Source organism: Conexibacter sp. DBS9H8 (genome assembly GCF_023330685.1).
In the GTDB taxonomy this organism is placed as follows: Bacteria; Actinomycetota; Thermoleophilia; order Solirubrobacterales; family Solirubrobacteraceae; genus Palsa-465.
In genome coordinates, this window is the sequence record NZ_CP097128.1 from 882,467 (window position 1) to 908,808 (window position 26,342).

A 26,342-nucleotide genomic window follows, 5' to 3' on the forward strand; every position below is an offset into this window, starting at 1 on the left:
GCTGGGGATTCGTGGCACGATGATTGCGGCGCGGTGTCTGGGGTTCACCCGCGTCGCAGGGGGCATCAAGTGGGTGTGAGTTGGGGCGGCTTGGCGGCGATGACGCGGTCGCGGCCGGCGGCCTTGGCTGCGTAGAGGGCTTGGTCGGCGCGCTCCAGGAGGTCGTCGGTGTGTTCGCCGGCGGCCAGCGTGGCTGAGCCGATGCTGGCCGTGGTCGTGATATCGGCCTGGGAGGCGTCACGGACGGCTTGGAGGGCGCGTTGGGCGACGTTGTCGGAGTAGGCGGCGTCCGCGCCCGGCAGAACGGCCAGGAACTCCTCCCCCCCGTAGCGCATGAGGGTATCGCCGGCCCGTAGCGCGGTCTGGATCGCGCGGGCTGCGGCGGCCAGGACGCGATCGCCGGCGAGGTGGCCATGGCGGTCGTTGATGCGCTTGAAGTGATCGAGGTCGATCATCAGCACAGAGAGGTTGCGCTGACTGTGGTGGGCAGCGTCGATCTCACGTTCAAGGACACGCAGGCCAGCGTGGCGGCTCGCAGCGCCGGTGAGGGCGTCCAAACTGGCCAGGCGCTCGGAGCGGGCGTGCGTCAGCGTGTTGTTGAGCGCGACCCCGAAGGCATGGGAGAACAGCGCGATCAGCCGCTTTGCATCTCCGTCCTCGGCGACCGGCAGGGCGAGACAGCCAAGAACATGCTGCTCAAACTCGATCGGTGTGATCATCAGCGCCACGCCGCCGGCGCCGGGGCACGGCAGCCGCTCAGGCACACGGGTGCGAAGGACCGCAAGCACCTCCGGCGCGCTTGTGAGCCAATCGGTGTCAGGCAGGGCATGGGCAGCGGTGACGTGCAGTTCACGGTCGATGTCAACGAGCACTGCTCCGGTCTGCGCGCTGCAGTGCTGCAGCAGGCGACCGAGAACGGCTTGGCTGAGCGCGTCGATCTCGAGATGACTGGACAGGACTTCGAAGAGGTCACGGATGGCGGCCTCGATTCCGTGTGAGCGCTCCAGCGCCCCGATCAAACTGTTGAACGCGCGTGCGCACTCGCCAAGCTCATCGTCTGAGTCGACCGGAATCGAGCAGCGCTCCGGGTCGCAGTGCGACCAGTCTCCGGTATCGGTCGCGTAGCTGACCATCTCGCTGACGAAACCGGTGCGTTGGGCCAGCAGCTGTACCCGGATGCCGACCACGCCGCGAGCCAGCAGATAGTTCACCCCGCCGACAACCAGGCCGGCCGTTAGGGTCGCGGCAAAAAAGCGAACAGTGAGCGCCTGGCCGACGCTCACGCCGAGGGCGAGCATGAACAGCGGGAACACCGCACCGGTCAGCAAGCCGAGTCCGACCATCCATACGGCGAGATCGCGGAACACGCTGGGGGTCAGGCGCGGTAACCGCCAACGCGCCCGCGGTGCGGGCGGCATCACCGGGACCTGAACCCGCGAAGCTCGCCTGACAGTCTCCATATCAGCCACTATCGGCGAACCCTCCGGACGCCTGTAATGATGACCCAGCAGGAGCGTGGCTACCACGTCGACGCGCCGGATCTTCCGGGCTCCACACCCACGGTGACACGCTGGAGGAAGCGACCGCAAGCGGGGCGCGCTCGTCGGGATCCTGCACGACGCCGGGATGACCATGACGAGCTCCGGTGACGTCTTCGACGCGCAACGCAGGTCGCTGGTGCCGGCGCGGCTGAAATCCCGCTTCCGGGCGAGGGGCACAACGCGTCCCGGCCGCTCGGCCACATCTGCTGTGGGTCTGAGTGGGTGTTCCGAGGGTGAGGTGGCTCAGGTGTCGACGGTGTGGTGGGTGGCGCCTGCCGGTCGTCTGCGCATCCTCCAGATCGGCGGTCCGTCGTCGGGGAGCTGGAGCACGTCGAGGTGGTCGAACTCGAGTCGTTCCTCGAGTGCGGCGCTGCGCGGGCTGCACGCCTCGGGGTCGAGGGGCAGCCCGGCGGAATCGGCTTTCTCGAGTGTCGGCTGCATGAGCGCCGATCCCATACCCTGTCCCTGCAGCGCGGCGGACACGCCGTCACCCGCACGTAGAAGCGGCGCTCATTGAGGTGGTGCTCCTCCCTCGCCTTTTGCACGCGTGTCGCGGTCGGCCGCGTGTCCGGGGTGGACGAGCCGGGATTCGTAGGCGTAGATCGCCAGCTGGACGCGGTCACGGAGCTCGAGCTTGGCGAGCAGGTGTCCGATGTGGGTCTTGATCGTGCTCTCTCCGAGGAAGACCGTCGCGGCGATCTCGGTGTTGGACTTGCCCTCGGCGACGAGGCGCAGCACCTCCAGTTCCCGATCGGACAGTGCAGCGAGCCGCTGTGACGCAGCGGCGGGTGGTCGGCTGCGGGCGAACTCCTCGATCAAGCGCCTGGTCACCCCCGGTGCGAGCAGTGCGTCTCCGCCGGCCAGCACCCGGATCGCCGTCGGAAGCTCCGCGGGGGGAAGGTCCTTGAGCAGGAAGCCGCTGGCACCGGCGGCGAGCGCGGTGTAGACGTACTCATCAAGGTCGAAGGTGGTGAGGATCATCACCTTCGGGGAGGGGCGTTGGCGGGTGAGGCGGCGGGTTGCCTCGATCCCGTCCATGTTCGGCATGCGGATGTCCATCAGCACGACGTGCGGTTGTGTGCGCAGCGCGAGGTCGACGGCGAGGGCCCCGTCCGGCGCCTCGGCAACAACCTCCATGTCGGGTTGGTCGTCAATGATCATCCGGAATCCGCCGCGCACCAGCGCCTGATCGTCAGCCAGCAGCACGCGGATCATCGCGGGAACCGGGCCCGTACCTCGAAGCCGGCGTGCCCGGCGACGGGGCCGGCGTGAAACTGGCCGCCGGCGACGTGTACGCGCTCGCGCATGCCGAGCAGACCGTAGCCGGTCGTCTCGGTGCCGCCGGGGCGCTGCCCGTCGTCAGCGACGATGACCTGCAGCTGGTCGGGCAGGTAGTCGATCAGCACCGAGGCGGTGGCACCGGGGGCGTGCTTGATCACATTGGTCAGCGCCTCCTGAAGCACCCGGTAGGCGCTCAGGTCGATGACGGGATCGAGCACCGCCGGCAGCCCGCGGACCTGTACCTCGACCGTGGCCCCGGAGGCACGGGTGTCGGCGATCAGCTCGTCCAGCGCGGCGAGCGATGGGCGGGGTCGCAGCGGCGCCGGCGGGGTCCCTGCCTCGCCCACCTCCCCCGTGCGCAGCACGCCGAGGAGCGTGCGCAGCTCGCTGAGCGTCGTCCGCGCCGTCCGCTCGATCACGGCGAGGGTCTCGAGCGCCCGTTCGGGCCGGTGCCGGGAGGTACTGTGCGCAGCGCCGGCCTGTACGGCGATCGCGCTGACGTGGTGGGTGACGATGTCATGCAGCTCACGCGCGATCCGGATCCGCTCGCGCTCGGCGGCGCGCAACGCGTGCTCCTCGCGGTCGCGCTCAAGCCGGCTGGCCTGCTGCTGTAGCTGGGCGACAGCCGTCCGATGGTTGCGGGCGGCAAGGCCGAGCAACCACGCGGCGCCGGCCCCGAACACGGTCGCGTGCGCGATGTGCGGGGGATACCCGGTCGCGTCATCAACCAGCAGCACACCGAAGGTGACCGTGCTGGCGATGCCGACCGCGATGCCGGTGAGCGTCCGTAGTCGATCCTGGCCGTAGGCCGCGGCCGCGTAGAGACCGAACAGCAACCCAATGTTGCTGAGGCCCCCGTTGCCGACGAGCGCCGAGAGGATCAACGCACAGACCAGCACGAGCAGCACGACCGCCGGGGCGCGCCGCCGCCACAGCAGCGGGACGCTGGCCAGCGGCAGGATCGCCAGGCTCATCACCAGACGACCACTCGAGCCAGTCCGCGAGCCGATCCGCACGAGCTCAGGCACAGCGAGCGCGAGCGTCGCCGCAAACGCAAGCCAGTCACCCTCGCGGGCCGTGACGCGGCCCGAGAAAGTCGCCGCGAGCTGCGCCAAGCGACCGGTTCGCATCACCAAACCATATGTGGTCATCCGGGGGCGCGCACCATCCGGTGGGACGTTCGGCGAGCCATCGGAATCCGTCCGGGGGATGAGCGGAAAGGTTCTCTCGGTGGATGCCGGATCGCCTGACAGCTCCTAGTGTCCTCACGACATGACGCAGCTCACCGCCGACCAAGCCCACGCCACCAACCCGACCGCAGCCGGGGGCCGGGGCCGTCGCTCGTCCCGGCTTGCCAGACGCTGGCCGTCGCTGGCGATCGTGCTGGTCCTCGCGATCCTGGTGGTGGTCGTCACCGCGCAGGGGAAGGCTCCCTCCTACGTGCTCGGCAGCGCCCGGAACGGCACCGTGAGTGAGACGGTCGCCATGTCCGGCACCCTGGCGCCAACGCGATCCTGGAACCTGTACTTCCGCAGCTCCGGGTCGGTCACCAGCGTGCTCGTCAGGCCTGGCGAGCACGTTCATCCCGGCCAGGCGCTGGCGACGGTGAACCCTGGTCCGCTGCAGGCGCAGGTGAGCTCCCTGCAGGCAGCCGTCGCCGCCGCGGAGGCGAAGCTGAGCGCCGACCAGGTCAAGCTCGACGGCGAGCAGGCCAAACAGGCCGCCCATCCGGCCACGACGTCGGCGCAGGCGACGATCGATGCGGCGGTGATCGCAGCAGACCAGAGCGCCATCACCGCCGACCAGGACGCCTCCACGGCTGCCGAGCAGCAGCTGGCCACAGCCCAGGCGAACCTCGCCGCGGCGACGCTGCGGTCCCCCGCGGCGGCGATCGTCGCGCAGGTCAACGTCAACGCCGGCCAGAACATCGGCGGTGGCGGCGGAGCCCCGTCAGGATCGGGGGGCGGCTCGAACCCGGCGGGCGCCTCAGGCTCGGCGGGAGCGACCACGGGCAGCTCAAACGCGGCGGTCAGCCTCATGAACGGGTCACTGCAGGCACTCGGCCAGGTGCCGGACTCACAGATCGCACAGGTGCACGTGGGCCAGCGGGCGCTCGTGATTCCCACCGGCCAGACGACCGCGATCCACGGCCGGGTTGAGGCGATCATTCCAACCCCGTCGGCCATCGGTGGTGTGATCACCTACCCGGTCGAGATCGCCTGGAGCGGGCACCCGGCGGGCGTGTTCAACGGCATGTCCGCCGAGATCTCGGTCGTCGTCGCGACGGCATCCGGGGTCACAGTGCCGAGTTCAGCGGTGCAAACCAGCGGCACGCAGAGCTGGGTGTTGGTGCTGCACGGCGCCCATGTGCACAAAGGCCACCGCGGGCGCGGCGGCCGGGCGGTACGCCAGTCGGTCGTCGTCGGTCCCAGCGGCGGCGGGCTGACGATCGTGCGCTCCGGACTGGCAGCGGGGGCGCAGGTGGTGCTCGCCAACAACAACACGCCCCTGCCGTCGAGCACCAGTGTCTCCCAGCGAGGCTCCGGCAAAGCCCCTCAGATCCGCAAACTGCTCGGCTGAGCACGGCGCAACGATGTTGTCTGATCCGCGGTTTGACTCCCTCAGCAGCGCCCCCGCGCGGCAGCCGCAGGCGCTTGAGGCCGACGCTCCGCTGTTGCGGCTGACCGGCGTCTCCAAGACCTACCTGGCCGGCGAGGTCGCGGTCCACGCGCTGGCTGACGTCGACCTGTCAATCTCGCGCGGGGAGTACCTCGCGCTGATGGGCCCGTCGGGTTCGGGCAAGTCGACGCTGATGCACATCCTCGGATGCCTGGACACGCCGACGTCGGGAACTTACGTGCTCGACGGTCAGGACGTGTCCAAGCTCGATGAGCTCGAGCTGGCGTGGATTCGCAACCAGCTGGTGGGCTTCGTCTTCCAGCAGTTTCACCTGCTCGGGCGCCAGACCGCTGCGCGCAACGTCGAGCTTCCGCTGCTCTATGCGGGCGTGCGCTCCCGCGCTGAGCGGAACGCTCGCACCCAGGCCGCGCTCGCCGCGGTCGGGATGGCCGACCGGACCGAGCACCGCCCCAACCAGCTCTCCGGCGGCCAACAGCAGCGCGTCGCGATCGCCCGCGCGCTCGTCACCGATCCCGCGATCATCCTCGCAGACGAGCCGACCGGCAATCTCGGCTCCGACCAGACTGACGAGGTCCTCGAGATCTTTCACGGACTGCACCAGCAGGGCCGCACGGTGATCCTGATCACCCACGAGCCAGACGTCGCCGGACGCGCTCGCCGGCTCATCAGCGTCCGCGACGGCCGTGTCGTCGCAGACGAGCCGGTCACCCGATGAACTGGGCCCAGACGCTGCGGGTCGCGGTCGAGAGCCTCGCGGACCGGCGCGCCCGCTCCGCGCTCACGGTGCTCGGCATCCTGATCGGGATCGTGGCCGTGATCCTCACCGTCGGCCTCGGGCAGGGCGCACAGGGCACGATCTCCTCCGAGCTCTCCTCACTGGGAACGAACCTGCTGATCATCACGCCGGGCGCGGCCGGCGCGGGTCAGCAGGCCGGGGCACCGGGGATCGTCAGTCCGCTGACGCTTGCTGACGCAAACGCCCTCGCAAACCATCTGGACGTGCCCAGCGTGTCGGTCGCCGCCCCGGTCGCCCAGACCAACGCGACACTGGTCGCGGGCATCAACAGCATGACGGCTCCGCTGATCGGAACCACCCCCGGCTGGCTCACCGCCCGAAACCGCACGACCGCCGCCGGCCAGGGACTGACCCAGGCACAGCTGAGCTCCGACGCTCACGACATCGTGATCGGGTCGCAAGTCGCGCAGACCCTGTTCCCCGGAACCGCAGCGGTCGGACAGACGATCACCATTGTCGGGGTGCCGTTCACGGTCACCGGCGTTCTCAACACCGCAGGGTCCACCGCTTCGGCCAACCAGGACGCGTTGGGGTTGATCCCGATCACCACCGACCAGGCGCTGTTCGGGGCCACCGGCCCCCGAACCGGTGGCCTCAACGAGATCCTGCTGTCCGCGCGCTCATCACAGGCGATGAGCGCCGCCTACCAGGAGGCCAACACGCTTCTCGACCAACTGCACCACATCACCAACCCGAGCCAGGCCGACTTCACGATCATCCCGCAAACCTCGCTGCTGTCCGCCAAGACCCAGATCACCAGGACGTTGACGATCCTGCTCGCCGGGATCGCCGCGATTGCGCTGCTCGTCGGCGGGATCGGCGTGATGAACATCATGCTCGTCTCAGTGACCGAACGCATCCGTGAGATCGGCCTGCGCAAAGCGCTCGGCGCGACCCCCGGGACGATTCGTCGTCAGTTCCTGATCGAGGCCGTCCTGCTCGGCCTGGCCGGCGGGCTCGCGGGCATCACGATCGGCATCAGCGCAGCGGTCGTGCTCACGCGCCTGATCAGCCAGCCGATCACCATCTCCACGCCCGCGATCATCGGATCGCTGATCGTCGCCGCCGGCGTCGGCCTCGTGTTCGGCGTCTACCCCGCCTCGCAGGCTGCGAAACTCGCGCCCATCGACGCGCTGCGCAGCGAGTGACGCGACCGGGTTCGGATGAAACGATCCCAGGCACCCCGACAGACAGAGTCCCAACCGGGCGGCTTTCGCACATCTCTCCCCAGGCCGTCCGTGTCTGATGATTTCGCTGCTGCGGATGCCCTGGAGGTAGATCGCGAGCAGCAGCCGGTGCGGATGATCACCGCGTCGGCCAACCGGAAGGACCCAAAGCGATGGAAGCCGTGAACATCCGCATCGGACCGCTGACCTTCGATCACGCCGACTACGACGCCGACGGCGACGTCCTCTACCTGCATATCGGCGAGCCTCAGCCCGGTGAGGGCGAGGAGACGCCCGAGGGCCACCTCGTTCGGTTCGCTCCCGGCACCCAGAGGATCATCGGCCTGACCGTCATCAGCGCACGGCATCCGCTTAGTCGCGACGGGCGTCTCATCGTGACGGTCCCTGAGACCGTCGAGGCCAGCGCCGACGACCTAACCCCGGCGCTCCACTTCGCGTAAGCGCCAGCGGCGACTCCTCCTGTCCGCGCGATCCGCGTGCGGGCGATGGTTGCGGGCGATGCCGTGGTGTGGCGATTGCAGGAGCCGCGGCTGATCAGCTTGGGGCTATGACCGTCCAGCCGAGCGAGCGGGCTGCGTCGGCCATACGGTGGTCGTAGGTGACGATCTGGCGCACCGACACTCCGAGCTGGTGCGCGCTGGCCAGGTGGATTGCGTCGAGCGCACGCAGCTCCGGCGGCTCCAACGGACCGGCTTGGTCAAGGACGCGATCGTTGACTCGTAGGAGCTGGATGCGCCGCAGAACCTGCTCGCCCCGTGCCAAAGCCTCGGGTCCGCTCGGCAGCAGCGCTCGCGCGACCTCTGTGCGGGCCAGGGCGCTGCTGACCACGGGCTGGCGTCGCGACAGGTGGCGGCGCAGCGCGGATGACTCGGGCTCCTGGATCACAAGCTTGACGATCGCCGAGGAGTCCAGGTAGGACAGCCGCCGATCAGCGCTCATCTCGCCGCAGTCGCGCGAGCACTGAGGACGGTAGCGCCGAGCTGGCGGGAGGTGGCAGCGGATCAGGAAGATCCGCGAGCTCGCCGTCGGCCGCTTGGAGATCGCCCGACGCCCTCAACCGCTCAAGCGGATCCTCAGGCAGCGGCCCCAGTATCGCGACCGGTCGGCCACGATCGGTGATCTCGATGCTCTCACCGCTCTCAACCAGCCGCAGAAGCTCGCTGGCTCGCTGTCGCAGTTCCCGAACACCCACGCTAGTCACGTGCTATTTGTAGCACACGCGACCCGCGCGGTCATCAATTATCGCTCCCCACTTCCGCGCGAAGCACGTCTTTTCGCGCGTGGTTCGAGATACCTCTGCCCGCTTTGAAAGCGGGTTCGCGCGTAGGGCGCTCGGCCGGCCGGCTCAGGGCATCGGCTCGATGCGCGGTTGGAGTTGGTCGGCGAGTTGCTCGGGGGTGGTGCCGGAGCTGAAGCCGATGATCCAGGCCGCGAGTTCTGCATCCGTCGCCGACAGCTCATGGGCGTTGAGCTCAAGGAAGGTCAGCATCGCAATCAGAGCGCTCCGCTTATTGCCGTCCACAAACGGTTGCGTTTCGGCGATCCCATGCGCGAGCACTGCCGCCTGTAGCGCCAGGTCAGCCTGCTGATAGTGCGCGTAGCTCGCTGGCCGCCCGAGCGCGCCTTCCAGAGCTTCCCGGCTACGGAGATGGTCGGCAGCCCGCTCGACGCTCAGGCTGAAGATCGCAGCGTAAATCTCCAGTGCATCATCTAGCGTGAGATAAACGAGCTCTTCCTCGTAGGGGTCGCCGCTCACTGCGACGCGTCGCGCTCAGCATCGTGGTCGGCGAGGATCTGAAGCGCCCCAGAACGCTCACTGACCGTGCGAGCCGCGATCTGTCGTACCCGTTTGCGCACCATCTCGGTCGGGAGGATCCGCAGCTCCCCATCAGCGAGCGCCTCAACGAGGACCGAGGTGCCCGGGACATAGCCGCTCGCCTCGAGCTCGCGCGGGAGCGAGACGACGTTGCTGTTCCCGACACGTCGCACTTTCACGATCTTCATACCGTAAGTGTATACGAGGATATCCCCGATGGGTAACGCCCTAAAACGGCAGTCGGAAGGATTCTGGTTCCGCGCCACATCCGGCGCGCAGGAGTGCCGGCGCGCCGGGCGGTGCGACTACGTGTCCAGGCGTGCAAGCGGGTGTCTGCATGGCCCGGGCAGCGACCACGACCGACGCGTTCAACGCGGTGGCCGAGCCACGTCGGCGGCAGATCGTGGATCTGCTCGCCAACGGGGAGCGGGCCGTCGGCGACCTCGTACAAGAACTCGCGCTCGGCCAGCCGCAGGTCTCCAAGCACCTGCGCGTACTCAGGGAAGTCGGATTGCTGACCGTGCGCGACCAGGGTCGGCAGCGGCTCTACCGCCTCAACGGTCTCGCGCTGAAGCCAATTCATGACTGGGTCAGTAGCTATGAGCGGCTCTGGTCGGAGCGGTTCGAACTGCTGGACGACGTCCTTGACGACCTCACAAAGCAGCAGGCAGATGACAGTGACCAGTAGCTGCAGCGCGACGGTGACCCTTCCCGCCGCCGACCAGATCCTGATCGAGCGTGAGTTCGCGGCCCCAGCGTCACTGGTGTGGCGCGCGATGACAGAGCCCGAGCTCGTGCGACGCTGGTGGCACGCCAACCGAGGCGAGATCACAGCATGCGAGATCGAACACCACGACCCTGACAGAACGGGACGGCGCCACGCACCTGCGCACGCTCGTGCAACACATGACCGCGCACGCCCGCGACATGCACATCGTTGCGGTGGCGTCGGGGAACGGCTCGAAGGTCTCGGTTTGGACGATCTTCTCGAGGTGATGCCGAGGTGTGCGTGTCCGAGTTGTCGTTGGATCGCGACCAGTGGAACGACCTCGTGGGCCATCTCGATCGCGTGCGCGTGCCGAAGCTGATGGGGTGCGAACCGTCGTCTGATACTGGCGTCGGCCGCGGTGCGGTGCAGTTGCTTCCGTGCCGCTGACGGCTCCCAGCGACGACCTGCGGTGCTGCCGTGGAGTACGCACAGCAGCGCGCCGATTGGCAGGTCGCGGCGCCTCTCTAGCCAAGGATCGAGCTGCTTCCATGCCCATCCGTCCATCCCGACTTCGCATCGTTCGCCGCCCTTACCGTGCCGGACCAGGATTGCGCCACGCGTGGCGTCGAGATCGCCCTCGCGCAGGTCCAGCGCCTCGCTGATCCGCAATCCGGCTCGCCACAGCAGAACGATCAGCGCGCGGAGGCGTTGCCCGTCGGCGCGGTCGCCGGCAGCACGCATTACAGCAATGATTGCCTCAACCGTCGGCGGGTCTGCCGGGTACTGCTCGCCTGTGTTCCGGGACGGGCGACCGCGGTGGTAGCCGGCATCGTCGCAGGTGAACGCCGATGGCCGGCCGCGTCCAGCAGTATCGGTTCCATGGTTCCTCCCCCGTGGGGTTTGGTTGACAATCCCATGCTGTACTGCCATTGTGAGTACATGTCAACGACCAAGGAACAACGGCTACAGATCCGCGTCGACCCCTCGGACAAGGCGCTCCTTGAGCGTGCGGCCGCCGCGTCGCACCTGAACGTGTCCTCGTTCGTCGTCCAAGCAGCCGCTCTCAAGGCCGAAGAAGTGCTTGCCGAGCGCTCCAGCATTCGCCTGTCAGAGGAAGCTGCAGCCGTGTTCAGTGAGGCCCTCGAGCATCCGGCGGAGGTCAACGAGCGGCTCGCCGCAGCACTACGCCACGAGCGGAAGTTCAGCTGGCTTGACTGAGCTCCGGCGGCCGGCACCGCTCGACACCGGCCGTCACAAGCGTGACCAGTTCGACAGCGGCGAGTCGGTGCTCGACCAGTGGCTGCGTCGCTACGCAGGGCAGAGCCGCCGCCGTGACACCGCCGCGACCTGGGTCGTCGCCGACGCCGACGACGTGGTCGTTGCCTACGCCAGCGTCGCGATGACCGGCATCGACCGCTCGGCCGCTCCGGCCACGCTCGCCAAGGGCTCACCCGATCCAGTCCCGGCATTACTCATCGGGCGGCTCGCAGCCGACCGACGCCACGCGGGCCTGGGGATCGGCACGGCACTCGCCAGCCATGTGCTCGCGAGTGCCGTCGATATCAACGAGAAAGCCGCCTGTCGCGCGGTCGTCGTCACAGCCCTGAACCCGACCGCCCGCACGTGGTGGATCCGGCTGGGATTCCAGCCACTCGATCAGGCTGATCCTGACCAACTGGACCTCTACCTGTTGACCTCAGCGATCAAGGCCACACTCAAGGCGCTCTGAGCCCCGGGCACCTGGTGTCCCGCGCAAAGCGGGGGACACCACCGGCCTCACACGATTTGTGTCCCGGGAGTAATGCGGGTCAGCGGCCGCTGGGCTGTCAGGGTTCGTGTCGGGCGACTGTGCTGATGCGGTCGATCGTCTTGTCGAAGGAGAGGATCTGGTTTACGCCTGTCGCTTCGGCCTGCGCGACTAGGTAGGCCTCCGCAAAATCCAGACGGTCGACCTCGTAGACCTCGAGCGCGCGGAGCAGGGTCGCTGGGTCAAGGGTCTTCATTGCTGGCAGAGCGATCGCCGCGCGCATCAGCTCGGCGACACGCTCGCGAGGTACCTCGTAGAAGGACTCCAGCACGTACACGCACTCCGCGACGATCACGTCGGCGAGCAGCAGCTCATCGGAACTGGCCAGCGCCCAGGTAGCCCGGGCGGCCATCTGCGGCGGGTCGCCCGTCAGATGACGGATCAGCACATTGGTGTCAACGAATTCGGTCAGGGTCGCCGCTCCGCGCGCGCGGAGCGTGTCTGACGCACGACCTCATCCCACGGAGTTCCACGCTTGGCGGCCGGTACGGGAACGCTGCCGGCAAGACCAAGAAAGTCGGGTGTCTTGGCGACCACCGCTCGCGAGCGCTCGACCCTGAACAGGAGCTCATCCCCTTCATGCAGCCCAAGCGCATCCCGGACGCTCTTGGGGATTGTGACTTGTCCCTTCGAAGTGATCTTCGCGCTCACATCCATCGCTCCTCCTTACCAGCTACCACAAGTAAGGATATCACTCGCGGGCCTGCCTGCCGCGCGTCGCGGGTCAGAGTTCTGCAAGGGCGACGTACTCGTCGCGACGATGAAGGAGGACCGAGGCGTCATCAGCCTGTGCCCCGGGAGGCTCCGGCGGGTTAGTGTGCCCGGGCAATTGGACAACTAGTCGATTTCGTCCCGTAGTCTCGACCTCGATGTCTGGATCACAGCTGAAAATCCTCGTTCTCGGCGGCACTGCGTGGCTCGGGCGTCAGCTGTGTCGCGAGGCGCTGGATCGTGGACATGTGGTCCAGTGCTTGGCTCGCGGCGAGAGTGGCCCGGCACCAGAAGGAGCCAGGCTTATCCACGCCGATCGCCGTGCCGAAGGTGCCTATGACGAGGTGCGCCGCCAAGACTGGGATGCCGTGGTTGATGTCGCCTGGCAGCCGGGAGTGGTGCGCTCGGCGTTCGCGGCGCTAGGCGAGCGGACTGCTCAATGGATCTACGTCTCATCTGGCAGCGTCTATGCCTCACACGCCAAACGAGACGCGGACGAGACTGCTGAGTTGCTGGTGCCAACGGACTTGGACGAGGTCGGCATGGACCTCTATGGCGCGGCGAAGGTCGCTTGTGAGCTTGCGTGTCTGTCCAGCGGGGACTCGAATGTGCTGATCGCCCGATCGGGTTTGATTGGCGGTCCTGGCGATGGCAGTGATCGCGCGGGTTACTGGGTCGCTCGCGCCGCGCGGGACCCGCGTGCACCGATGCTCGTGCCCGACAGCCCGGACGGGGTGACCCAGGTAATCGACTTTCGCGACCTCGCCGCTTGGCTGATCGACTGCGCCGAGACTCGGACGGTGGGCATCTATGACGCGGTCGGACCGATGATCGCGCTGGAGGAGTGGATCGAGCTCTCGCGGAGGATCGGCGGCCATATGGGGGCCGTAGTGCGCGCCGGCGACGACTGGCTGTTGGCTGAAGGCGTTGATGAGTTCATGGGCCCCGGGTCGCTTCCACTTTGGCTAGCCGACCCCGGATGGCAGGGGTTCTGCGCACGCACTGGCGCTAGGGCAATGAAGGCCGGCCTGGCGCACAGGCCCGTCAGCGACACCATCACAGACACCCTCATCTGGGAGCGAGAGCAGGGCCTTGACCGTGTTCGCAAGTCAGGTGTACCGGCCGAACGCGAGGTAGACCTGCTCAGGAAACTGGCCGGCACCTGAGGACAATGGATGCTCAGCGTCCGGAAAGCCGCACCGCAGAGCGCCGGTTCAGATGCTGACACCTGCTTGCTGTGCCACGCTGAAGCGCAGCAGAACCTTGGGCGCCTGCTGCCCTGGTCAGACACGGGTCCCGTCAGTCGTTGCAGCCGCGCCCACACCAAAGCAGGGCTCGCGGCGCCCGACCGCAGAAGCGCCCATATTCGCCAATCCCGAGTCTCTGAGCGCGATACCCAAGTCACCATCGGAACGGCGCAGTGACGGCGGTGCGGCGACCGATGCCGCTGCTCATCGCCCCAGGGCGAAGGCTGGCAGCGAGGGCAGGTCGCGATCAGGGATACCGTAGTCATCCAGACGCGGCGGCGTGAGTCAGGTCCCAGGACGTGTCGTCGAAGCGTGACGCTGACCTCGGGGGCGGTAGGCGCGGGCGAGCTCGAGGGCGACCCCGAGCTCGAGCTCGTGTCCGCGGATCGGGATCGGCAGCTGCGCCTCAGCGCGGCGGATGCGGTCGATCACCGTGTTGCGATGGGTGAAGGTCGCCGCTGCGGTCCGGGTCGGGCTGCCGCGGTGGGCGAGGTAGGCGGCGAGCGTGTCGGCGAGCTCCCCGGACAGGCCGCCGAGGCGCCGGGCGACGAACGCCCGCGCCCGGTCGGGGTCGCTGACGGCGAGGGTGGCGATCGCGACCGCCTCTGAGCGGATGACCGGGAGGTGGGAGACCGCGACCGCGGCGACGGCATCGGCGTGCCCGTCGCGAAAGCCTGCGTATCCGGGCTGGGTCGGGCCGATCCCGATCCGCATCAGCGGGTCGGGAAGCAGTGCACCGAACGTGTCGGCGAGCAGCGGGTCGATCGGCTCGCCCGGCTCATCCGAGGCGAACCACGCCCACACGGTGTCGGCGTCGGCGACGACGGTGAGGGGTCGGCGCCGCAGCCGGGCGCCGACCTCGGCGGCGGCCGCCTCCACGAGGCCGAGCAGCGTCTCCGGGTCGTTGCGGTGTGACAGCACGACGGCGGTCTGGCCGAACAGGTCGACCCGGTAGCGGAGCTCCTGGATCAGCTGAGGGGAGACGCCGCCGCGCAGCAGCCGGTTGATCAGGTGGAGGCGGTGGGCGTTGTCGGAGGAGAGCACCTGGCCGCGCTCCCGCTCGATCTCGACCCGCAGCAGTTCGAGCATCGCATCGACGAAGCCGAACACCGAGCGGGCGCTCACCTCGAGCACCTCCTGCAGCTCACCCGGGTCGCTGGTGACGGTGAACACGGCCCGCATCCACGCCGTCCACGCCGCGTTCTGCCCGGCGCCGTAGGCGACCCGGGATGTGTCCTCGATCCCGCGCCGGGCGATCAGGCGGGCGAGCCCGAGCGTCTCGGGGGCCCGGTTGGGGTCGACGGGCACGCCGGGGTCGGCGAGGTTGGCCGCCGCCCAGTGGGCGAGGTTGGAACGGTTCGAGGCACGGATCGCCTCGGTCAGCTCGGCGTCGGCGAGGGCCGCGGGCGGCTGGGTGGCGAGCACGGCAGCATCGACCTCACCGAACAGTGCCTCGGGGTCGGCGATCAGCCGGGTCGTCGCCTCCCGGATCAGCGCCTGGGCGCGCGACGAAGCTGGGGTGTGGGCCTTCTGCACAATTGGAAGAAGGAAGCTTAGGCGATCTGCCCTAGACCGCTCGTGGTCGGTACGCGACAGTGAGAGCCGTGACCGACCATCATGACGTCCTCATCATCGGCGCCGGACTCTCCGGCATCTCCGCTGCCGTCCACCTCGCCCAAGCGTTCCCGGAGAAGACGGTGACGATCCTCGAGCAGCGGGAGGCGATGGGCGGCACCTGGGACCTGTTCCGCTATCCGGGCGTGCGTTCGGACTCGGACATGTACACGCTCGGCTTCGCCTTCAAGCCGTGGGAGCACACGAAGGCGATCGCCGACGGCTGGACGATCCGCGACTACATCCACGCGGCGGCCGCCGAGCACGGGATCGATCAGACGATCCGTTACGGCCACAAGGTGATCGCCGCCGACTGGGACAGCGCCCGTGCACGGTGGACCGTCACCGTCGAGGTCGCCGGAGGCGAACGGCTCTGCCTCACCGCGCAGTTCCTCCATTTCGGCGCCGGCTACTACAGCTACACCCGTCCCCACCGGCCCGCCTTCCCGGGGGAGGAGCGCTTCTCCGGTCAGATCGTCCACCCCCAGTTCTGGCCTGAGGAGCTCGACTATGCGGGCAAGCGCGTCGTCGTGATCGGGTCGGGAGCGACGGCGATGACGCTCGTTCCGGCGCTCGCGGCCAGTGCCGCGAAGGTGACGATGCTCCAGCGCTCCCCGACCTACGTGATCGCCCTGCCGGCGGAGGACGACCTCGCCAACCTGCTGCGCCGTGTCCTCCCCGCCGGGCTCGCCTACCGGCTCACCCGCGCCAACCACCTCGCGCTCACGTTCGCCAGCTACCAGTACTTCCGTCGCGCCCCGCGCCGGGCGAAGGCGACGATCCGGCGAATGCAGGAGCGGATGCTCCCGGAGGGCTACCCGATCGACGTCCACTTCAGCCCCAGCTACGACCCGTGGGATGAGCGGCTCTGCATCGTCCCCAACGGCGACCTGTTCCGCGCGCTCCGGGAGGGGAACGCGGAGATCGTCACCGACCGGATCGACACCTTCACCGAGTCGGGGATCCGGCTCGTCTCCGGGCAGGAGTTGGAGGCCGACGTCATCGTCACCGCGACCGGGCTCACCCTCGAGCTGTTCGGCGGGGCGGCATTGAGCGTCGACGGGGCGCCCGTCGATCCCGCCGCGACGGTCAGCTACAAGGGCGCGATGCTCAGCGGCCTGCCGAACCTGACGATGACCTTCGGCTACATCAACGCCTCCTGGACGCTGAAGGCCGACCTCATCTCCCGCTACCTCACGCGGCTGATCGCCTTCATGGACGAGCGCGGCTACAGCCAGGCGCGCCCGGTCGGCCCGCCCGAGCCCGAGCGCCAGCCGTTCATCACGCTCCAGTCCGGGTACGTGCGGCGGATGATCGACCAGCTCCCGCGTCAGGGTCTCCGCGAGCCCTGGCGGGTCCATCAGAGCTGGCTGGCTGACTGGCGGCTGCTCACCCGTGCCCCGCTTGCGGATGAGGGAATGCGCTTCTCCGGCACCGCCGCCGGCTCCGGCCAGGTCGGTGACGCTGAGGCGTCCCGGGCGGGCGCGCCGGCACCCGCCGCCGCCGGCGTCGCGTAGCCGCCGTCATCGGAGGTGCCCGCGGCACTCCCGGCGTACTCGGTCCCGTCCGGAGTGACCGCAACCCGTGACTCGCTCGAGGCTGGGCTCCGGGACGGGAGAAACCGCGACCTCTGCGGGGCGCGCGTACCCGCCGCCGGCCGCAACCGCCGGCCGCAACCGTCAGCCGGCGAGGGCGAGGCTGTAGTCGCGCACGGTGACCTGTCCGCGCGCGTTCCGGGCGCTCAGGTGCAGCCGCGGGTGGGCGGGCGCGTCGAGGCCGACGGCGATCCCGGCGCTGGCGAGGCTGATCGACAGCCGGGGGCCGGGGTGGTGGATGAGGATGAGCAGGTGGCCGTCGAGGAGCCGGGCGCGCACCATCGCGCCCTGCACGCGGAGGGCGCCGCCGGCCGCGCGCGGCGTGAAGCTGAGCCCGCGGGCCAGGCTGAGGGTGAGCGCCACCGGCGCCCGCGGACCTCTCGTCGTGTCGAGGGTGAGCGTGAAGGCGAGTGTCGGCGCCCCGCACCCGGTCGGGGTGAACCGCGCCGCAGTCGCGCCGGTCGCCCCCGTGACGGTGCTCACCCCGACGGTCACCGTCGCCGGCACGCACGCGTCCGGGAGCCTCAGCAGCGGCGGGCCCGCCACCTCGGCCGCTCCAGCCGTGGAGGGGCTCGTGCCGGTGAGCGCCGGTGCGGGGCCGATGCCGAGTCCGAGGGTGAGCGCGCTGAGGGTGAACGCGGTCGGAGCGCTGAGCAGGGTCGACAGCGGCGCCCCCGCAGTGTCGGGCACGGTCGCGTCGGGGAGCTCGGTCAGCTCGACCGCCTCCGTGGTCGTGGTCGGTGCGGCGCCGGGGCGTCCGGGCGTGGCGGGGGCGGGGGTGGTGACGATGTCACCGCTCGCCGCGAGTGCGATTCCGTGAGTCGGGTCGGTGAGCTCGACTCCCACCCCCGCCGGAGCCCCGGTTCCGCCGGCGGTGGTCGGGGCCATCAGGTAGAGGTCGACATGGGCACTCAGCGGGGCGCTGCCGTCGCGGAGCGTGAGCAGCGTCCCGACCGGGGTGAGGATCGCCGTCCCAGCCCCGATCTGCGCCCCGGCGGGACAGTCGCCCGCGGTGAGCGCGGCCGGGGCACAGCGGGCGGGGACGGCGGCGGTGTCGAGGGTCATGCCGGACGGCAGGAGGATCGCGAGTGAGCGGACCGAGTCGCCGCGCACCGGCGCGGCGAAGGCGAGGTTGACCGTGAGGGCGGCAGCGGAGCCGGCGCGGCCGCTGCTGAGGGTGATCGTCGGAGCGGGCGCGGCCGCGATCACCCCGTCCGCGCGGGCGAGCGCAGCACCGGGACCGAGGAGGGTGACGGCGCTGAGCAGGGCGAGCACGCGGCGGGGGCCGAGCCGACGCGGGTGACGGCGGGATTCCATTCCTGCGCTGCAGGGTAGGCGGTCGAGTCGACGCCCGGTGCCGGTCGAGCCGACGCCCGCCCGATGTGCGGCTCAGCCGGCGGTACGGCCCGGTGCGCGGCTCAGCCGGTGGTGTGGCCCGATGTGCGGCTCAGCCGGCGGTGTGCTCGACGAACTGCAGGCTCGGCTCGGGATCTGAATCGAGGAAGCACTGCTCATGGAGGAGATGCCAGCCCGGTGTGATCGCCAGCTCGGGTTCCGATGCCCGGGACCCCCGCACGACGTCGGTGCCGTGCACGAAGAACGACGGTTCATAGGCGCCGACGGCGAGGCCACAGATCGCGCAGTGGCGGGTGAGGACGGGCGGTACCTGCATGTTCGAGAACGATCCCTCAAATCACCGCTCCCACACACCGGGGAACCGCGCGGCGGTTCAGGTCCCTGCCCCCGATTGCCGATACGTTGTTATCCCCGCGGGGGATGGGTACGTCCGCAACCCGACTGCGGCAAACTACGGATGGGTACCGGGGCGAGAGATGGCTCACGTGATGACTGACGCGCCGGCGGACGCCGGCACCCTGTGGGCGATCGGTCGGCGCCTCCTCGCCGAGCTCGACACCGAGACGGTGCTCGAGCGGCTGCTCGAACAGGCTCAGCAGACGACCGGGGCGCGCTACGTCGCCCTCGGCGTGCTCAACGACGAGCGGACCGAGCTCGCCCGTTTCCTCACCCGCGGCATCGACCCGGACACGGCCCGGCTGATCGGGGAGCTGCCCCGCGGCCGTGGTGTGCTCGGGGTGTTGATCGAACAGCCCCACCCGCTGCGCCTGGCCGATCTCGGCGCCCACGCCCACAGCTTCGGGTTTCCAGCCGGTCACCCGCCGATGCGGAGCTTCCTCGGGGTGCCGATCCTCATCGGCGGGGAGGTGTGGGGCAACCTCTACTGCGCGGAGAAGGAGGACGGCGAACCGTTCACCGACGGGGACGAGCGGACGGCGGCCGTCCTCGCTGAGGTTGCGGCCACCGCGATCGAGAACGCCCGTCGTCACCGCGCCTCGGAGCAGCGCCGCGCCGAGCTCGAGGCAACCGTGCGCGCCCTCGACGCCGCCCGCAACATCGCGGACGCGATTAGCGCCGAGTCCGAGCTCGACCGGGTCCTTGAGCTGATCGCCAATCGCGGCCGCGCCCTGATCAACGCGCAGGCGGTCCTCATCCTCCTCCTGGAGGGGGATGACCTCGTCACCGCGGCAAGCGCCGGCCAGAGCAACCCGGTGCTCGGACGGCGGGTTCCCGTCGGCGCCTCGACCTGCGGAGACGTGCTGATCGGCGGCGTTCCCCGACGGGTCCCCGCGCCGGCGCTCAAGGTCGATCCCGAGGACATCGGGGTCCGCGGAAGCGCGAACGCGTTGATCGTCCCGATGATCCAGCGGGGCGAGCGGATCGGTGTCCTGCTCGCCTTCGACCGCGGGGTCGGCCGGGGTGAGTTCAGCGATGCGGATGAGGGGCTGCTGCGGACCTACGCCACCTCGGCGGCCAACGCGGTGGCGATCTCCCGCAGCGTCGAGGCCGACCGCCTGCGCGCGACGATCGCCGCCGCGGAGGCGGAACGGCGACGTTGGGCCCGAGAGTTGCACGACGAGACCCTCCAGGCCCTCGGGGGTCTCCGCGTGATGCTCGCCACCGCCCTGCGCCAGGATGACCCGGCCGCGACCCGGGAGACCGTCGCCGCCGCGGTCACCGAGATCGAGCACGGAATCGACAATCTCCGCGCGATCATCACCGAGCTGCGACCGATGCTGCTTGACGACCTCGGCCTCGCCCCGGCGATCGAGGCACTCGCCGAGCGCCGCCGGGCCTCCGGGCTGGCGATCAGCACCCAGCTCACCCTCCCCCGCGCAGACCGGTACACCGTCAGCCCGGAGTTCGAGACCGCCGTCTACCGGCTCATCCAGGAGGCGCTGACGAACGTCGCCAAACATGCGCGAGCCAGCCGGGTGGAGGTGCGCGCCTGCGTCGAGGACGGCGTTCTCACCGTCACCGTCGCCGATGACGGCGACGGCTTTGACCCTGGGGCTGAGGGAGCGGGCTTCGGGCTCGCCGGGATCCGTGAACGCGTCTACCTGCTGAGGGGCAGCGTCGAGCTGCGCTCGGCTCCCGGGGCGGGCACGACCCTCATCGCCAGCCTGCCGCTCGCCGGACACGAGCGTCAGCTGGAAGTCCCGGGCCGGCCGAGCCCGGCGGGACGGGCCGGTGACCGCGTCCCTACCGGCTCAGCTTCCCTGCCCGACGAGCCCGTGGTCGAGGGCGAACTTGACGAGTGCAGGGCGGTCTGAGAGGCAGAGCTTCTGCTGGATATGGGCTCGGTGCGTCTCGACGGTGCGGACCGAGATGAACAGCCGCTCGCCGATCTGCGTGTTCGTGTAGCCGAGGGCGAGTAGGCGCAGCACCTCGGCCTCCCGATCGGAGAGCCCGCCGGGCGGGCCGGGCGGCGGGGCAGCGGCGAGCTTGGCGCCCAGGCGCGGGTTGAGGAAGCTCTCCCCGCGGGCGGCGGCACGGACGGCCGCGACGAGCTCGGCGTCCGCCGCCTCCTTGAGGACGTAGCCGAGCACCCCGGAGCTGAGCGCCTGGCGGGCGTAGGCGGGCTCGTCCTGCATCGTCAGCACGACGATCTGAGTGTCGGGAAACTCGTTGCGCAGATCGGGGAGCGCCGTGAGGGTCGGCTCCCCCGGCATGTTGAGGTCGAGCACGAGCACGTCGGGATGGTGGCCGCGCACGTACCGGCGGGCGTCATCGACGGTCCCGCCTTCGGCGACGACCTCGATGCCGGGCTCGGCGTCCAGCAGGGTCCGCAGGCCGCGGCGGACGATCGCGTGGTCATCGGCGATCACGATCCGGATCGGCTCCGGGGTCAACTCCTCGGCGGGCACCGGCGGGACGCTACCAGTCCACGACCCCGATCGGCCATCGCTCAGGCGAGGAGCTCACGGGCGATCGTCTGCTTCTGCACCTCGACGGTCCCCTCCTCAAACCGCTGGGCTCGGGCATCCCGGTAGACGCGCTCGATCGGCGACTTGAAGTAGCCGGCCCCGCCGAACACGGACAGGGCGTGGTCGGTGACGCGCTGGAGCATCTCGGAGGCGAACAGCTTCGCCTGGGCGGACTCGGCGGCGCCGCCGGCCCCCGACTCCCACTGGGCGGCGGCGAACAGGGTGAGCTGGCGGGCGGCCTGCAGGTCGGCGGCGGCCTCCGCGAGCCGGAAGGCGATCGCCTGCCGGGACGCGATCGGCTTGCCGAAGGTGATCCGCTCCTTCGCGTGGGCGACGGCGAGGTCGAGCGCCTTCTGGGCGAGCCCGACACACGTCATCGCGACGCTGATCCGGCTCGGGACGAGGAAGCCGCCGAGGGCGACGGTGAGACCGTCCCCCTCCGCCCCGAGCCGGTTGGCGACCGGGACCGGCGCGCGGTCGAAGAAGAGGTGGGCGTGATCGGTGCCGCGCACGCCCATCGAGTCGCCCATCAGGTTGTTGGTGACCCCCTCCCCGTGGGAGGGGACGAGCAACGCGACGGTGCCCTGGGCCCCGACCGAGCCGCGCATCCGGGCGAACAGCAGCAGATAGTCGGAGATGTGCCCGAAGGTGATCAGCCACTTCTCCCCGGTGAGGTAGTAGTGATCGCCCTCACGCTCGACGTAGGTGGTGATGTCGGCCCCGGTGCCGTTGTGGGGTTCGGTGAGGGTGAAGGCGATCTTCAGGTCCCCGCGGATCAGCGGCGCGACGAACCGGTCGAGCTGATCGGCGTTCGCGTGGGGGAGGATCGACCGCCAGGTGCCGTTGGAGACGTGGACGATCATCCGCAGGGAGGCGTGCGGCCGGGCGAACAGCTCAAGCAGCTCAAGGTAACGGGGGAACGGCAGCCCCGCCCCGCCGAACTCGCGGGGCGCGGCGAGCCGCAGGTAGCCGCGGTCACGCAGCTGGGTCCACAGCTCCTGCGGGACCCGGCCCTCGGCCTCAATCAACTCGGTCCAGCGCTCCCCCTCGGTCTCGACGTACTCGGCGATCTCCGCCTTCAACGCGGCGAACGCCACCTCATCCACGACTTCAGGAGCCGCAACGGTCGTCATCTCGTCTTACACCACCTCATGGTTGACCAGCGCGGCAGCCTGCTCGCGCAACAGAAACTTCTTGATCTTGCCTGACGGCGTCTTGGGGAGCGCGTCGAGCAGCTCGACCCGCTCGGGCCAGTATGGCTTCGCGAGCCGGTGCGCGTCGAGATGGGCGCGCACCGCCGCCAGGTCGACGTGGTGACCGGGGGTGAGGGCGAGAAAGGCACACGCGCGCTCGACGAGGCGCGGGTCCGGCATCGCCACCACCGCCACCTCCCGCACCCCCGGCAGCCCGTAGAGCAGCTGCTCGACCTCCGCGACGGGCACCTTCTCGCCGCCGCGGTTGATCACGTCCTTGACCCGGCCGGTGATCGACAGGGCGCCGTCGGCGTCGATCACCGCCAGGTCCCCGGTCCGGTAGAAGCCGTCGGCAGTGAGCGCGGCGGCGGTCAGCTCGGGCCGGTTCAGGTAGCCCGAGAACAGGGTCGTGGTGGCGATCTCGAAGTGGCCCTCGACCCCGGGTCCGAGAACCGTCCCGGCGTCGTCGACGACCCGAAGGGTCACCCCGGCCATCGCCACCCCGTCGGTATCGGCGGCGCGCCCGGGGTCGGCGCCGGGCGCGAAGGCGGCCGCCATGCACGTCTCGGTCGACCCGAAGCCGCCGCCGACCTCGGCGCCGAGACGGACCCGGGCGCGACGGGCGAGCTCGCGCGGCACCGCCGCCCCGGTCGCGACGAACGTGCGCAGGGCGGTCGGGACCCGGCCGTGGCGCTCGGCGACCTCGACGAGGTCGGCGAGGAACGGGGTCGCCGCCTGACAGAAGCTGACGCCGTGGCGCTCGAGCGTGGCAAAGCCGAGCTCACGCTCCCACACCTCCTGGAGCACGAGCGTCGCCCCGAGGGAGAGGGCGAGCCACATCCCGTAGAGAAACCCGGTCTGGTGAGCGAGCGGGGCGGGAGAGAAGATGACGTCCTCAGAGCAGAGGCCGAAATGCTCGACGTGGCGGTTCACGGCGGCCATCAGCCGGTCGTGGCGGTGCAGCGCCCCCTTGGGCTCACCGCTCGTCCCGGAGGTGAAGAGCAGGTCGACGAGCTGGTCGGCGCTGCCGGCGCGGGGGCCGAGCCGGTCAGCCGGCCCCCGCGGGGAGGCCTCCCGCGGGGTGTCCGGGAGCGCGATCACGTGTTTCACCGACGGCAGCTCGGCCGCGAGTCCGCGGGCCATGCTCAGGTGGTCGTGGCCGCGGAAGCGGTCGGGGACATACAGCACCCGCGGGGCGGCCTCGGCGAGCATGAAGGCGAGTTCGTGCTCACGAAAGATCGGCATCAGCGGCATGCAGGTGGCGCCGAGCTCGACGATCGCGAGGGTGAGGGAGACGAACTCGAGCCGGTTCGGCAGCTGGTAGGCGACGGTCTCCCCCGGGCCGACCCCGAGCGCGGTCAGCTCGGCGCGGGCGGCGTCGGCGGCGGCGGCGAGCTGTGCCCAGCTCCAGGCCCGCTCACCGTGGGGGCCGACCTCGACGACCGCGGTCGCCTCCGGGTGGGCGGCGACCGCGGCGGCGACCGCGGCGCCGAGCAGACCCGGCGCGGGCGCGTCGTCGGCGCCGGGCCGCCCGGGCGCACGCGCGTCCGCCGGGGGGCTCGGGACCGTTGCGGAGGCGTCCGCCGGGTCGCTCACGTCAGGTTCGGCAGCTCGGCGCCGACGGCCATCGGCACCCCGAGCGCGGTCATGTGGTCGATGAACTCCGGGTAGGAGATCCGGTAGGCGTGGGGGTAGGAGAGCTCGGTGATCCCCTCCGCCGCGGTCGACCCGGCGACCGCGAGGGCCATCAGCACACGGTGGTCGTTGTAGGAGGAGAGGGCGGCGCCGTGCAGGCGCTCGACGCCGTGGAACTCCATGTCCGTGCCGTCGAAGTCGACCCGCGCGCCCATCCTGTTGAGCTGCAGCATCGACACGACCCGGTCGGACTCCTTCAGCCGGACGTGGCTGACGTGGGAGAGGACGGTCCGCCCGCGGGCGCGAGCGGCGAGGGTGGAGAGGATCGGCACCATGTCCGGGATCTCGCGGCAGTCGAGCCGCCCGGCGACCGGCGGCGTTCCGTCGTGGTCGATGCTGATCGCCATCCCGTCCGGGGCGATCCGGATCGGCACGCCGACGCCGCGCAGCTCCTCGAGGACGCGCGCCTCCGGGTGGCCGTGGATCGGGGTCGGGGAGACGAAGGTGATCTTCGACGGGTGCAGGGCGGCCGCGCCGATCCCGAAGGCGACCGAGCCGATGTCGGGCGGCAGCAGGATGTCGGTCTGGACCGGCGTCTGCTCGGGCTCGATCTCAAAGCGCCGCCAGTCCTCGCTGACGGTCACGTGGAGACCCCACTGGGCCATCATCGCGACGGTCAGCTCGAGGTAGGGCCGCTCGTTGAGCTCGCCCTCGACGTGGATGACCGTCCGCTCCCGGGCGAACGGGGCGAGCATCAGCAGACCGGAGATCCACTGGCTGAGCGTCCCGTCGATGCGGATGCTCCCCCCGCGCGGGCGCCCCGGGTAGACGGTCACCGGCAGCGCCTGGTTCTCGTACTCCATCCGCACCCCGAGCCGTTCGAGGGCGCGCAGGAGCGGGCCGATCGGACGGCGCTTGAAGTAGCGCTGGCCGACGAAGGTGACGGGCCGGTCCCCGAGGCAGGCGAGTCCGATCAGGAAGTACAGGGTCGTGCCGGAGCTGCCGACCGAGACGACATCGCCGGGCGGGGTGAACGGCCCGCCGGTCACCTCCCAGTGGTCGGGGCGGGTGGTGATCTTCACCCCGAGGTCGCGGAGGGCCCCGAGGGTGAACTGGACGTGCCGGGCGTCGGTCCGCTTGGCGATTCTCGCGGTCCCCTCCGACAGGGCGGCGAGCATCAGCGCCCGGTGGGCGTGGTACTTGGACGGCGGGATCTCGATCGTGCCCTCGAGCGGGCGTCGGGCTCCGGCTACGAGCAGTCGCATGGCGTCGCTGGGTGTCCTTCCTAGGGGGTGGCGGTGGCGGTCGCGGTCTGAGGCTGTACGCCGTGGGCGCGGAGGCGGTCGGCGACGTCGGCGAGCGCCTCGATCTGGCCGAGCGGGTCGGCTCCGAGGGGCATCAGCACGAACTCCCGGACGCCGGCGTCAAGGTAGCCGGTGAGCTGCTCGGCGATCGCGGCGGCGTCCCCGAGTCCGGTCCAGTGCTCGACCCGGTCGAGCCCCATCCCGTACTGACCGCGCAGGTGGGCCTCGGCGGCCCGCCGCCCGCGGGCGCGGTCGGCGTCGGCGTGGACGAGCACGAGGGTGGCGAGGGCCGGCGTTGGCCGTCCGGCCCGCTCGGCGAGCTCACCGAGACGCTCGACCCGCCGGGTGATCGAATCGGGGGAGAGCCACATCGGCATCCAGAAGTCTGCGTGCCGGGCCGCGCGGGCGAGCGCCGCCTCGCCGCGACCGCCGACGTAGACCGGCGGCAGCTGAGAGATCGCCGGGCTGAGGCCCCGCTCGGGGGTGTGCGGTCCGTGCACCTCGAGCTCGAGCACGCTGCCGTGGTAGGAGACGGGCCGCCCGCACAGCAGGTCGGGCAGGGCCTCGAGGATCTCATCGACGCGCCGGCCGCGCCGGGCGAGCGGCACCCCGGCGGCGGCGAACTCCTCCGGGAACTCACCGCCGACCCCGACCCCGAGGGCGAGCCGGCCGCCGGGGGCGAGCGCGTCGAGGGTGACGAGGCACTTGGCCGTCCAGGCGGGCGGGCGCAGGCCGAGCAGCAGCACGCTGAACCCGAGCGTGATCCGCTGCGTCACCGCCGCGGCCGCCCCGAGGCAGGTGACCGCGTCCAGCAGCGGCGACGGGCAGGCGAGATGGTCGCCGACCCAGGCGCCGTCGAATCCGGCCGCCTCGATCAGCCGTGCCCCCTCCAGCACGGGCGGGGTGAGAGAACGGTGCGTCGCGTCGAACGTCGGCAGCAGCACGCCAACCCGCGGAGAGCTCATCGGGGGACAAAGCTAGCC

29 protein-coding genes and 1 pseudogene are annotated in these 26,342 nt (G+C 70.2%); 11 read left to right on the forward strand and 19 right to left on the reverse strand.

Going from position 1 to position 26,342, the window contains the following annotated elements:
- Nucleotides 1-65: 65 nt before the first annotated feature.
- The 4 genes from M3M55_RS04200 to M3M55_RS04215 all read right to left on the reverse strand — a co-directional run bounded on the left by M3M55_RS04200 (nucleotide 66) and on the right by M3M55_RS04215 (nucleotide 3,952).
- The gene (locus M3M55_RS04200) at nucleotides 66-1,526 is read right to left on the reverse strand and encodes a diguanylate cyclase (RefSeq protein ID WP_249011572.1); all 1,461 of its coding nucleotides are present in this window, start codon (nucleotides 1,524-1,526) and stop codon (nucleotides 66-68) included.
- 258 nt (nucleotides 1,527-1,784) lie between these two features.
- A complete protein-coding gene (locus tag M3M55_RS04205; RefSeq protein WP_249011573.1) occupies nucleotides 1,785-2,024 on the reverse strand; it encodes a hypothetical protein in 240 nt (79 codons plus the stop codon).
- A gap of 27 nt (nucleotides 2,025-2,051) precedes the next feature.
- The gene (locus M3M55_RS04210) at nucleotides 2,052-2,756 is read right to left on the reverse strand and encodes a response regulator transcription factor (protein ID WP_249011574.1); all 705 of its coding nucleotides are present in this window, start codon (nucleotides 2,754-2,756) and stop codon (nucleotides 2,052-2,054) included.
- Nucleotides 2,753-3,952 carry a sensor histidine kinase gene (locus M3M55_RS04215; RefSeq protein WP_249011575.1) on the reverse strand — a complete coding sequence of 400 codons (1,200 nt, stop codon included), beginning with the start codon at nucleotides 3,950-3,952 and terminating at the stop codon, nucleotides 2,753-2,755. The genes M3M55_RS04210 and M3M55_RS04215 overlap by 4 nt, the downstream gene beginning before the upstream one ends.
- 142 nt (nucleotides 3,953-4,094) lie before the next feature.
- Between M3M55_RS04215 and M3M55_RS04220 the strand changes: the two genes are divergently transcribed.
- The 4 genes from M3M55_RS04220 (at nucleotide 4,095) to M3M55_RS04235 (ending at nucleotide 7,885) form a co-directional block, all read left to right on the forward strand.
- A complete protein-coding gene (locus M3M55_RS04220; RefSeq protein WP_249011576.1) occupies nucleotides 4,095-5,402 on the forward strand; it encodes an efflux RND transporter periplasmic adaptor subunit in 1,308 nt (435 codons plus the stop codon).
- A 13-nt stretch (nucleotides 5,403-5,415) separates the two neighbouring features.
- Entirely contained in the window at nucleotides 5,416-6,177 is a 762-nt protein-coding gene (locus M3M55_RS04225; protein ID WP_305883316.1) for an ABC transporter ATP-binding protein, read from the forward strand.
- Nucleotides 6,174-7,406, forward strand: a complete 1,233-nt coding sequence (locus M3M55_RS04230; RefSeq protein ID WP_249011577.1) for an ABC transporter permease — start codon at nucleotides 6,174-6,176, stop codon at nucleotides 7,404-7,406. The genes M3M55_RS04225 and M3M55_RS04230 overlap by 4 nt, the downstream gene beginning before the upstream one ends.
- Before the next feature lie 191 nt (nucleotides 7,407-7,597).
- The gene (locus M3M55_RS04235; RefSeq protein WP_249011578.1) at nucleotides 7,598-7,885 is read left to right on the forward strand and encodes a DUF2283 domain-containing protein; all 288 of its coding nucleotides are present in this window, start codon (nucleotides 7,598-7,600) and stop codon (nucleotides 7,883-7,885) included.
- 94 nt (nucleotides 7,886-7,979) lie between these two features.
- Here M3M55_RS04235 and M3M55_RS04240 read toward each other — a convergent pair whose 3' ends face one another.
- From M3M55_RS04240 to M3M55_RS04255, 4 genes are all read right to left on the reverse strand, one after another.
- Nucleotides 7,980-8,384, reverse strand: coding sequence for a type II toxin-antitoxin system VapC family toxin (locus M3M55_RS04240; protein WP_249011579.1), 405 nt, complete (start codon nucleotides 8,382-8,384; stop codon nucleotides 7,980-7,982).
- A complete protein-coding gene (locus M3M55_RS04245; protein ID WP_371878725.1) occupies nucleotides 8,374-8,646 on the reverse strand; it encodes a type II toxin-antitoxin system Phd/YefM family antitoxin in 273 nt (90 codons plus the stop codon). The genes M3M55_RS04240 and M3M55_RS04245 overlap by 11 nt, the downstream gene beginning before the upstream one ends.
- Nucleotides 8,647-8,790: 144 nt before the next feature.
- The gene (locus M3M55_RS04250; protein WP_249011581.1) at nucleotides 8,791-9,201 is read right to left on the reverse strand and encodes a type II toxin-antitoxin system death-on-curing family toxin; all 411 of its coding nucleotides are present in this window, start codon (nucleotides 9,199-9,201) and stop codon (nucleotides 8,791-8,793) included.
- A complete protein-coding gene (locus M3M55_RS04255; RefSeq protein ID WP_249011582.1) occupies nucleotides 9,198-9,449 on the reverse strand; it encodes a hypothetical protein in 252 nt (83 codons plus the stop codon). The genes M3M55_RS04250 and M3M55_RS04255 overlap by 4 nt, the downstream gene beginning before the upstream one ends.
- Before the next feature lie 149 nt (nucleotides 9,450-9,598).
- Between M3M55_RS04255 and M3M55_RS04260 the strand changes: the two genes are divergently transcribed.
- Nucleotides 9,599-9,949: an ArsR/SmtB family transcription factor gene (locus tag M3M55_RS04260; protein WP_371878795.1), complete on the forward strand. Its 351-nt coding sequence runs from the start codon at nucleotides 9,599-9,601 to the stop codon at nucleotides 9,947-9,949.
- The gene (locus M3M55_RS17540) at nucleotides 9,933-10,349 is read left to right on the forward strand and encodes an SRPBCC domain-containing protein (RefSeq protein ID WP_371878796.1); all 417 of its coding nucleotides are present in this window, start codon (nucleotides 9,933-9,935) and stop codon (nucleotides 10,347-10,349) included. The genes M3M55_RS04260 and M3M55_RS17540 overlap by 17 nt, the downstream gene beginning before the upstream one ends.
- Here M3M55_RS17540 and M3M55_RS17545 read toward each other — a convergent pair.
- Nucleotides 10,310-10,900: pseudogene (locus M3M55_RS17545) on the reverse strand (tyrosine-type recombinase/integrase); the annotation flags it as partial. The gene M3M55_RS17540 and the pseudogene M3M55_RS17545 overlap by 40 nt on opposite strands.
- Before the next feature lie 9 nt (nucleotides 10,901-10,909).
- On the opposite strand from M3M55_RS17545, the gene M3M55_RS17550 reads away from it, so the two are divergent.
- Nucleotides 10,910-11,188, forward strand: a complete 279-nt coding sequence (locus M3M55_RS17550; protein ID WP_371878797.1) for a DUF1778 domain-containing protein — start codon at nucleotides 10,910-10,912, stop codon at nucleotides 11,186-11,188.
- Entirely contained in the window at nucleotides 11,181-11,699 is a 519-nt protein-coding gene (locus M3M55_RS04270) for a GNAT family N-acetyltransferase (protein WP_249011585.1), read from the forward strand. The genes M3M55_RS17550 and M3M55_RS04270 overlap by 8 nt, the downstream gene beginning before the upstream one ends.
- Nucleotides 11,700-11,796: 97 nt before the next feature.
- Here the strand turns inward: M3M55_RS04270 and M3M55_RS04275 are convergent, their stop codons facing one another.
- Together M3M55_RS04275 and M3M55_RS04280 are read right to left on the reverse strand one after the other, a co-directional pair.
- On the reverse strand, nucleotides 11,797-12,189 hold the full coding sequence (locus M3M55_RS04275) for a PIN domain-containing protein (RefSeq protein ID WP_256469069.1): 393 nt from the start codon (nucleotides 12,187-12,189) through the stop codon (nucleotides 11,797-11,799).
- Nucleotides 12,186-12,434: an AbrB/MazE/SpoVT family DNA-binding domain-containing protein gene (locus M3M55_RS04280; RefSeq protein WP_249011587.1), complete on the reverse strand. Its 249-nt coding sequence runs from the start codon at nucleotides 12,432-12,434 to the stop codon at nucleotides 12,186-12,188. The genes M3M55_RS04275 and M3M55_RS04280 overlap by 4 nt, the downstream gene beginning before the upstream one ends.
- Nucleotides 12,435-12,661: 227 nt before the next feature.
- On the opposite strand from M3M55_RS04280, the gene M3M55_RS04285 reads away from it, so the two are divergent.
- Complete coding sequence (locus M3M55_RS04285; protein WP_371878798.1) at nucleotides 12,662-13,654, forward strand: NAD-dependent epimerase/dehydratase family protein; 993 nt, start codon at nucleotides 12,662-12,664, stop codon at nucleotides 13,652-13,654.
- A gap of 366 nt (nucleotides 13,655-14,020) precedes the next feature.
- Here the strand turns inward: M3M55_RS04285 and M3M55_RS04290 are convergent, their stop codons facing one another.
- Entirely contained in the window at nucleotides 14,021-15,271 is a 1,251-nt protein-coding gene (locus tag M3M55_RS04290; RefSeq protein ID WP_249011589.1) for a helix-turn-helix domain-containing protein, read from the reverse strand.
- Nucleotides 15,272-15,339: 68 nt separating this feature from the next.
- Here M3M55_RS04290 and M3M55_RS04295 point away from each other — a divergent pair, with 68 nt between their 5' ends.
- Nucleotides 15,340-16,866, forward strand: coding sequence for an NAD(P)/FAD-dependent oxidoreductase (locus M3M55_RS04295; RefSeq protein ID WP_249011590.1), 1,527 nt, complete (start codon nucleotides 15,340-15,342; stop codon nucleotides 16,864-16,866).
- Nucleotides 16,867-17,028: 162 nt separating this feature from the next.
- On the opposite strand, the gene M3M55_RS04300 is transcribed toward M3M55_RS04295, so the two are convergent.
- Together M3M55_RS04300 and M3M55_RS04305 are read right to left on the reverse strand one after the other, a co-directional pair.
- On the reverse strand, nucleotides 17,029-18,261 hold the full coding sequence (locus tag M3M55_RS04300; RefSeq protein WP_249011591.1) for a hypothetical protein: 1,233 nt from the start codon (nucleotides 18,259-18,261) through the stop codon (nucleotides 17,029-17,031).
- Nucleotides 18,262-18,391: 130 nt separating this feature from the next.
- On the reverse strand, nucleotides 18,392-18,616 hold the full coding sequence (locus tag M3M55_RS04305) for a hypothetical protein (protein ID WP_249011592.1): 225 nt from the start codon (nucleotides 18,614-18,616) through the stop codon (nucleotides 18,392-18,394).
- A 172-nt stretch (nucleotides 18,617-18,788) separates the two neighbouring features.
- On the opposite strand from M3M55_RS04305, the gene M3M55_RS04310 reads away from it, so the two are divergent.
- A complete protein-coding gene (locus M3M55_RS04310) occupies nucleotides 18,789-20,573 on the forward strand; it encodes a GAF domain-containing sensor histidine kinase (RefSeq protein ID WP_249011593.1) in 1,785 nt (594 codons plus the stop codon).
- Here the strand turns inward: M3M55_RS04310 and M3M55_RS04315 are convergent.
- The 5 genes from M3M55_RS04315 to M3M55_RS04335 are packed head-to-tail and all read right to left on the reverse strand — an operon-like array spanning nucleotide 20,511 to nucleotide 26,324.
- Complete coding sequence (locus M3M55_RS04315) at nucleotides 20,511-21,167, reverse strand: response regulator (RefSeq protein ID WP_249011594.1); 657 nt, start codon at nucleotides 21,165-21,167, stop codon at nucleotides 20,511-20,513. The two genes, M3M55_RS04310 and M3M55_RS04315, sit on opposite strands and share 63 nt — an antisense overlap.
- 41 nt (nucleotides 21,168-21,208) lie before the next feature.
- Nucleotides 21,209-22,360 carry an acyl-CoA dehydrogenase family protein gene (locus M3M55_RS04320; protein WP_249011595.1) on the reverse strand — a complete coding sequence of 384 codons (1,152 nt, stop codon included), beginning with the start codon at nucleotides 22,358-22,360 and terminating at the stop codon, nucleotides 21,209-21,211.
- A gap of 6 nt (nucleotides 22,361-22,366) precedes the next feature.
- A complete protein-coding gene (locus M3M55_RS04325; protein WP_249011596.1) occupies nucleotides 22,367-24,016 on the reverse strand; it encodes an AMP-binding protein in 1,650 nt (549 codons plus the stop codon).
- Nucleotides 24,013-25,320 (reverse strand): 3-phosphoshikimate 1-carboxyvinyltransferase, encoded by a 1,308-nt coding sequence (locus M3M55_RS04330; protein ID WP_249011597.1) that lies wholly within the window; start codon nucleotides 25,318-25,320, stop codon nucleotides 24,013-24,015. Before M3M55_RS04330 ends, M3M55_RS04325 begins: the two co-directional genes overlap by 4 nt.
- Nucleotides 25,321-25,340: 20 nt before the next feature.
- Nucleotides 25,341-26,324, reverse strand: coding sequence for an LLM class flavin-dependent oxidoreductase (locus tag M3M55_RS04335; protein WP_249011598.1), 984 nt, complete (start codon nucleotides 26,322-26,324; stop codon nucleotides 25,341-25,343).
- Between the last annotated feature and the right edge of the window lie 18 nt (nucleotides 26,325-26,342).